6 protein-coding genes and 1 pseudogene are annotated in these 7451 nt (G+C 71.7%); 5 read left to right on the plus strand and 2 right to left on the minus strand.

Annotated elements, in window-relative coordinates; all coding sequences use genetic code 11:
• Positions 1-139: 139 nt before the first annotated feature.
• Together TR50_RS41745 and TR50_RS41750 are read left to right on the plus strand one after the other, a co-directional pair.
• A complete protein-coding gene (locus tag TR50_RS41745) occupies positions 140-883 on the plus strand; it encodes an HAD family hydrolase (RefSeq protein WP_084701913.1) in 744 nt (247 codons plus the stop codon).
• A gap of 246 nt (positions 884-1129) precedes the next feature.
• Complete coding sequence (locus TR50_RS41750; protein ID WP_052441901.1) at positions 1130-2776, plus strand: ABC transporter substrate-binding protein; 1647 nt, start codon at positions 1130-1132, stop codon at positions 2774-2776.
• A gap of 91 nt (positions 2777-2867) precedes the next feature.
• Here TR50_RS41750 and TR50_RS41755 read toward each other — a convergent pair whose 3' ends face one another.
• Both TR50_RS41755 and TR50_RS41760 read right to left on the minus strand, forming a co-directional pair.
• Complete coding sequence (locus tag TR50_RS41755) at positions 2868-3539, minus strand: response regulator (protein WP_042435783.1); 672 nt, start codon at positions 3537-3539, stop codon at positions 2868-2870.
• 15 nt (positions 3540-3554) lie between these two features.
• Positions 3555-4493 (minus strand): RecB family exonuclease, encoded by a 939-nt coding sequence (locus tag TR50_RS41760; RefSeq protein ID WP_152648937.1) that lies wholly within the window; start codon positions 4491-4493, stop codon positions 3555-3557.
• 185 nt (positions 4494-4678) lie between these two features.
• On the opposite strand from TR50_RS41760, the gene TR50_RS41765 reads away from it, so the two are divergent.
• The 3 genes and pseudogenes from TR50_RS41765 to TR50_RS41775 all read left to right on the plus strand — a co-directional run.
• Positions 4679-5896: a site-2 protease family protein gene (locus TR50_RS41765; RefSeq protein ID WP_236654820.1), complete on the plus strand. Its 1218-nt coding sequence runs from the start codon at positions 4679-4681 to the stop codon at positions 5894-5896.
• 185 nt (positions 5897-6081) lie between these two features.
• Positions 6082-7059 carry a tRNA (adenine-N1)-methyltransferase gene (locus TR50_RS41770; RefSeq protein WP_042435789.1) on the plus strand — a complete coding sequence of 326 codons (978 nt, stop codon included), beginning with the start codon at positions 6082-6084 and terminating at the stop codon, positions 7057-7059.
• 170 nt (positions 7060-7229) lie between these two features.
• Positions 7230-7451: pseudogene (locus TR50_RS41775) on the plus strand (hypothetical protein); the annotation flags it as partial.

Raw genomic sequence — 7451 nt, forward strand, 5'->3', positions numbered from 1 at the left:
CCCCGCCGAGCTGCCCAGCTGAGCTGCCCAGCTGAGCCGCCACGCGCGGGGGCGCGCGTGAGGCGTACGGGGCGCGCGGGGCGTAAGCTGTAGGACCCCCTGGCCTCCGGTCGGGGGTCCCCAGGGCCGGTCACCCCTCATGGTGGTCGGCCCGAACCGTCCTCCCGTCGGAAGACGGCACCGAGAAAGCAAGCCGCCCGTGACCACTCTCGCTTCCCGCACCCTGCAGGCCGTCCTGATCGACATGGACGGCACTCTGGTCGACACCGAGGACTTCTGGTGGGAGGCCGAGAGCACCCTGCTGGCCGAGCTGGGCCACCCGATCGGCGTCGAGGAGCGCGAGATCGTCGTCGGCGGACCGATGAGCCGGGTCGTCGACCATCTGCTGAAGGTGTCCGGCGCGCCGCTGACGCCGGCCGCGCTGGGTCACGCGATCAACGACCGGTTCGTCGAGCTGATCGGCCAGGGCGTGCCGGTGCGGCCCGGCGCCAAGGCGCTGCTGGCGGACCTGGCCGCGCAGGGCGTGCCGGCCGCGCTGGTCTCCGCGTCGCACCGGCGCATCATCGACCAGGTGCTGAAGACCCTGGGCGCGCACTACTTCGGCTTCACCGTGGCCGGGGACGAGGTCGAGCGGACCAAGCCCCACCCCGATCCCTACCTGCTCGCCGCCGCCCGGCTGGGCGCGGACCCGGCTCGCTGCGTGGTCATCGAGGACGCCCCGACGGGCGTGAGGTCCGGTCAGGCCGCAGGCTGCCACGTGCTCGCGGTGCCCTCCGTCGCCGCCATCGAGCCGGGGCCGCGCACGACCGTGCGCGCCACCCTGGAGGGTGTGGACGCGGCGCTGCTGCGGGCCCTGCTCGCGGGTGAGCCCGACCTGACGTGAGCAGGAAAAAGTAACTACCTGCTAACGCCAAATCGGACATTCTCGGATACAGTCCCTCAAATCTCTAGCCACTTGGGGTCTTTGGGCGAACCCTGGGTGAGTGCTGAGTGCGTGTTTCGTGCGATGGTATGGCAGGCTACCGACCACTCGACCTCACGCGAGCCCGGGCTACACCCCAGCGAGTGGTGCCCCGGCGTCGTGGCGCGGCGGCGACACCCCTCAGCGCCGGCAAGGAGATTAGAACTGATGTCAGCTCTCAAGCGGCTGGCAGCGCTCAGCTGCGTAGGCCTCATCGCCACCACCACCGCCTGCGGCTCCTCCAAGTCGACCGGCCCCGTGTCGGGCGTCCCGAGCGTGATCATCAAGGTCGGTTCGGCCAACCCGTACTCCACGCTGGACCCCGCGCAGGCGTACGACGTCGGCGCGTGGGCCGTCTTCTACAACGTCTACCAGAGCCTGCTGAGCTACCCGGCCGGCGCGAACCAGCCGGCGCCTGACGCCGCGCAGTCGTGTGCCTTCAGCGACTCCGTGACGTACAAGTGCACGCTGCGCCCGAACCTGAAGTTCTCCAACGGCGACCCGCTGGACGCCGCGGCGGTCAAGTTCTCGATCGACCGCGTGCAGAAGATCAACGACCCCAACGGCGCCGTCTCGATCCTCAGCACCATCAAGTCGGTGGACACCTCGGGCTCGAACCAGGTCGTCTTCCACCTGACCGGCCCCGACGCGACGCTGCCGGACAAGCTCACCTCGGGTGTCGCCTCGATCGTGGACCCCAAGGTCTTCTCCGCCACCAAGGAGGAGGCGACGGACTTCACCGGCGTGGTGGGCTCCGGTCGCTACAAGATCGACTCCGTCAGCTTCACCGGCTCCGGCGCGAGCAAGACCCCCTCGGAGGTCAAGCTCTCGCTGAACCCGAACTACGAGGGGAACCCGCAGTACGGCGGCGCCGCGAGCACCGCGCGCAACTCGGGGATCGACCTGAAGTACTACGCCAGCCAGGCCGACGCCAAGGCCGCCCTGGACAGCAAGGCCGTCGACGTCGTCTTCCAGGACCTCAATGCGTCCGACATCGTCACCATGCAGCAGGACCAGCAGCTCGGCACCGGTCTCCAGGTCTCCAGCGGCGCCGGCGGCACCGTCCGCGTCATGTCGCTGAACACCGTCTCCGGGCCGCTGTCCAACGTGGCGGTCCGGCGTGCGATCGCCGCCCTGATCGACCGCAACGCCATCGCGGACACCGACTTCCAGCACACGGTCTCGCCGGCCTACACGGTCGTCCCGTCCAGCATCACCAACGCGGCGAGCTCTTTCGCCAACCTCTACGGCCGCAACCCGGAGTCCGCCTCCAAGGTCAGGACCGAGCTGGAGAACGCGGGCGTCTCGCTGCCGGTCAAGTTCACCCTCTCCTACGGCAAGGGTGACTCGGCCAAGGAGAAGGAGGTGGCCATGATCAAGCAGCAGCTCGAGCAGAGCGGGCTGTTCCAGGTCACCCTCAAGGGCTACCCGAGCTACACCGCGATGCAGACCGCCGTGCTGAAGACGCACAACTTCGACGCGTTCATGGTCGCCTGGTCCGCGGACTACCAGGACATCGACGACTTCATCAACCCGCTCGTCGGTCCGGACAACGCCCTGTACAACGGCTGGCGCGGCACCGACGCCCAGAGCGTGGCGTCGCTGATCACCACCGGCCTGACCTTCCAGGACCGCGAGACCGCCGCGTCCACCTACAAGAAGATCCAGAACTTCGTGGCCAAGGACGTTCCGGTCATCCCGATCTGGGAGAACAACCAGTTCGCCGCCGCGCAGTCGGACGTCACCGGGGTGCCGCTCACCCTGGACAGCTCCGGCATCGTGCGCTGGTGGATGATCGGCATGACCTCCTCCTGAGCGGCTGAACGTCGAAGGGGCTGGGCGGCACCGGAAGGTGTCGCCCAGCCCCTTCGCTGTGCGCTGCCGCGCGGGGTGCGCGCGGGCGGCGTCAGCTGCCGCCGGGGCGGACCAGGCCGCTCTCGTAGGCGAACACCGCCGCCTGGACCCGGTCGCGCAGACCCAGCTTGGTCAGCACATGGCCGACGTGCGTCTTGACCGTCGTCTCGCTCACGAAGAGCTCGCCGGCCACCTCGGCGTTGGACAGGCCCTTGGCGACCAGCTTCAGCACCTCCACCTCGCGCTCGGTCAGGGTGCCGAGGGAGGGCGGCGGCGCCTCGTCCCCCGAGGGCAGCCGGCCGGCGTACATGTCGAGCAGGCGCCGGGTGACGCTCGGAGCCAGCATCGCGGCGCCCTCGGCGATCACCCGGATCGCCTGCACCAGCTCCTCGGCCGGGACGTCCTTGAGCAGGAAGCCGCTCGCGCCCGCGCGCAGCGCCTCCACGACGTACTCGTCCAGATCGAAGGTGGTCAGCACCAGCACCTTGGCCGGGCCGTCGCGTCCGGGGCCGGCGATGCGACGGGTGGCCTCCACGCCGTCCATCCGCGGCATCCGGATGTCCATCAGGACCACGTCCGGCTGGAGCGCGCGGACCTGGTCGAGCGCCTGCTGCCCGTCCCCTGCCTCGCCGACCACGGCGATGTCGGGTTCGGCCTCCAGAATCATCCGGAAACCGGTGCGCAGCAGCGGCTGGTCGTCGACCAGCAGCACGCGGATCGTCACGGAACGCTCCATTGATCAGTTGACGCTGTCAGCCAAAGGGTACGCAGGTGGCGTGCCGCCCCACGCAGGGCACAGGGACTTGTGCGCGCACCAGTCGCACAGACGGTTGGGGCTGGCCGGCCACTCGCCCGTCTCCAGCGCCCGCTGGATGGCCCGCCACAGCGCCTGGAGCTTGCGCTCGACCGCGAGCAGATCGCCCTCGTCCGGGTCGTAGCTGACGACCTGGCCGCCGCCGCCCAGATACAGCAGCTGGAGCCGCTTGGGCAGCACGCCGCGCTCACGCCAGATCACCAGCGCGTAGAACTTCATCTGGAACATGGCCTTGCCCTCGAAGTCCCGCGAGGGCGCGCGGCCGGTCTTGTAGTCCACCACGCGGACCTCGCCGGTCGGCGCGACGTCGATCCGGTCCACGTAGCCGCGCAGCGTCAGACCCGACTCCAGCGTCGTCTGCACCAGCAGCTCCCGCTCGGCGGGCTGGAGCCGGTTCGGGTCCTCGACCCGGAAGTAGGACTCCAGCAGCGTCTCGGCGTCCGTGAGCCAGGCCGCCAGCTCCTGTGCGCCCGTGTCGGCGGGGAAGAGCTCCGCGACCTCCGGCCGCTCCTCCAGCAGCCGCTCCCACTGGGGACGCAGCAGGGCGCGCGCGGTGTCCGGGGTCCGCTCGCCGGCGGGGGAGTCGAAGAGCCGCTCCAGCACGGCGTGGATCAGCGTGCCGCGCGTCGCCGCCGGGCTGGGCGGCTCGGGCAGCCGGTCGATCACCCGCAGCCGGTAGAGCAGCGGGCAGGTCATGAAGTCCGACGCGCGCGAGGGCGACAGCGAGACCGGATGCGTCGGCCCGGCGGGCGGCTGCGTCGCCGGCGCCTCGGGGTGCGCGGGGGTCTCCAGCGGCTCGGCCTCCGCGGGGCGGGGCCCGGGCGGCACGGGGCTGTCGGTCGTCGTCGGGTCGGCGGCTTGCATGGGTCCGACCCTACGGCCTGGCACCGACATCTCGTGGGTAAGCGGGTAGGAAGGGAAGGAACGGGCTGTCGGCCCGCCGCACACGTGCTCGTCGCGACGATCGCGTAGCGTGTGGCGCGCGGGCACCACCGCGGGCGCGCCACGGGGCGGGCCCGGGTTCGGCCGGCTGAAGGGGCGGACACACGTTGAGCGACCAGCAGGACGAGACGAAGGATCCCCGAGCCCCCGTCAAGGATGCCGAGCGTCCGACGGGGGCCCTGCGGATGGGCCGCCCGTTCGGCGTCCCCGTCTACGTCACGCCCAGCTGGTTCCTGGTCGCGGCGCTGATCACCTGGCTCTTCGGCGGCCAGATCGACGCCGTGCTGCCGGGCCTCGGCAGCGCCCGGTACCTGGTCTCGCTCTTCTTCGCGGTCGCCTTCTACGGCTCGGTCCTGGTGCACGAGCTGGCCCACACCGTGGTGGCGCTCCGCTTCGGCCTGCCGGTGCTCCGCATCCAGCTCCAGTTCTTCGGCGGCGTCTCCGAGATCACCAAGGAGGCGCAGAGCGCCGGCCGGGAGTTCTGGCTGGCCTTCGCCGGACCGCTGCTCTCGCTGGTCCTCGGCGGCGTCTTCCTCGGCGCGATGCAGTTCGTGACCCCGGCCACCGTGCCCGGCGTGCTGCTGACCTCGCTGATGCTGAGCAACGTCGTCGTCGCCGCGTTCAACCTGCTGCCCGGCCTGCCGCTGGACGGCGGCCGGATCCTGCGCGCCCTGGTCTGGAAGGCGACCGGCCGCCCGATGGCCGGCACCGTCGCCGCGGCCTGGGCGGGTCGGGCGCTGGCCGTGGCCGTGCTGGTCCTGCTGCCCGCCTGGTCGGCGGCGCAGGCCCCCGGGCTCGGCACGGCCTCGCTGCTGACCGACGCCGTCCTGGGCGCGATCCTCGCCGCGATCATCTGGAACGGCGCGGGCGGCAGTCTGCGCGCCGCGCGGCTGCGCGAACGCCTCCCGCAGCTCAGCGCCTCCGGGCTGACGAGGCCCGCGATCAGCGTCACCGGGGACACCCCGCTGGCCGAGGCGCTGCGCCGACTGGAGGCGGAGGGCGCCCTCGGCATCATCGTCACCGACTCGGCGGGCACGCCCATCGCCGTGGTCCGCGAGCGCGAGGTCCGCGGGATCCCGGAGCACCGCCGCCCGTGGATGCGGGTGGCCGAGGTCTCGGCCCCGCTGGGGCCCGGCAGCAGGGTCGCCGCGGCGCTGTCCGGCGAGGACCTCCTCGACACCCTCCGGGCAGCCCCCGCGGCGGAGTACCTGGTCGTCGACGAGTCCGGAGCCCCCCTCGGCGTCCTGGCGGCGGTCGACGTCGAACGCGCCTTCGCCCGCGCGATGGCAGGCGAGGACCCGGTACCCGTGCCCGCAGGGCAGTGAGCGCCCGTAGGGCACTGGAGGCGCGAGGCTGTGCCGACTTGCGGCTCCTCCCCCAGCCTTCGGCCGGGAGGAGCCCCCAGCGTGGGCGCGACAAGCCACCCACTCGCGCGGTTCCGCGCGCCCCCGGCCTGCTGCAACCGACGGAGCCCGAAGAGCACTCCTGTTCAGGCCCTAAACTGATCCGCATGACTCAACCGACCGGCGCCGCCCGCCGTCGCGGGCCCTTCCAGGTCGGGGACCAGGTCCAGCTCACCGACCCCAAGGGACGCCACCACACGATCACGCTCGAGGCCGGGAGGATGTTCCACACCCACAAGGGTGCGTTCTCCCATGACGAGCTGATCGGGGCCCCGGAGGGCTCCGTCGTGCGCACCACCGGGAACACCCAGTACCTCGCGCTGCGCCCCCTGCTCCCCGACTACGTCCTCTCCATGCCGCGCGGCGCCGCGGTGGTCTACCCGAAGGACGCGGGGCAGATCGTCACCATGGCCGACATCTTCCCGGGCGCCCGGGTCGTCGAGGCGGGTGTCGGTTCCGGCGCGCTCAGCATGAGCCTGCTGCGCGCCGTCGGCGACGACGGCGCGCTCTTCTCCTACGAGCGCCGCGAGGACTTCGCCGACATCGCCCGCGCCAACGTGGAGCGCTACTTCGGCGGGGCCCACCCGGCCTGGAAGCTCACCCTGGGCGACCTTCAGGACAACCTGGTCGAGACGGACGTCGACCGCGTCATCCTGGACATGCTCGCGCCGTGGGAGTGTCTGGACGCCGTCGCCAAGGCGCTCGTGCCGGGCGGCGTGATCTGCTGCTACGTGGCCACCACCACCCAGCTCTCGCGCACCGTCGAGGCGCTGCGCGAGCACGGCAGCTTCACCGAGCCGCAGGCGTGGGAGTCGATGGTGCGCAACTGGCACCTCGAGGGCCTGGCGGTGCGTCCGGACCACAAGATGATCGGGCACACCGGCTTCCTGCTCACCTCCCGCCGGCTCGCGGACGGCGTCGAGCCGCCGCTGCGCCGCCGCCGCCCGGCCAAGGGCGCCTACGGCGAGACGATCGTGCCGGAGAAGACCAAGCCGGGCCGTTACCTGCGCCTGGCCGAGTCCCGCTCGGACTCCTCCGGCGAGGACTACGTCGAGGACTTCGACCGCGGCGGCGACGAGGACTGACCTGGTCCGACCTGGTCCGACCAGGACTGACGAGGCCCCCGCCGGCCTTCACCATTCGACCACCGGGAAGCGACCGAACAGTCGCTTCCCGGTGGTTCTTTCGTTGTTCGCACTGTGGGACGATGCTGCCCACAAATCGCGCGTGCAATGCGGGAAAAGAGGTAGCCCTGGTGGTCCAGGTGGTGGCGGGGTCGGGCGGCGCTGACGTGACGGACGGGGACCAGGAGGCGTCGGCGCGGACCGCGTCGCGACTCCCCGCCCATGCGCGCAGCAAACCCCTGCACTGGATCGCCACCGCCGCCGGCCTCTGCGGGGTCGTCGGCCTCGCGCTCGCGGTCGGCCCGGCCGGCGCGGTCCAGACCGGCGGCGCGCAGACCGGCGCGGGCCGGCCC

The organism is Streptacidiphilus anmyonensis (assembly GCF_000787855.1).
Taxonomy (GTDB): Bacteria; Actinomycetota; Actinomycetes; order Streptomycetales; family Streptomycetaceae; genus Streptacidiphilus; species Streptacidiphilus anmyonensis.

Excerpts from the sequence above, each read along its gene's own strand:
- TR50_RS41750 (WP_052441901.1), top strand. The coding sequence starts at position 1,130 with ATGTCAGCTCTCAAGCGGCTGGCAGCGCTCAGCTGCGTAGGCCTCATC.
- TR50_RS41760 (WP_152648937.1), bottom strand. The coding sequence starts at position 4,493 with ATGCAAGCCGCCGACCCGACGACGACCGACAGCCCCGTGCCGCCCGGG.
- TR50_RS41770 (WP_042435789.1), top strand. The coding sequence starts at position 6,082 with ATGACTCAACCGACCGGCGCCGCCCGCCGTCGCGGGCCCTTCCAGGTC.
- TR50_RS41745 (WP_084701913.1), top strand. The coding sequence starts at position 140 with ATGGTGGTCGGCCCGAACCGTCCTCCCGTCGGAAGACGGCACCGAGAA.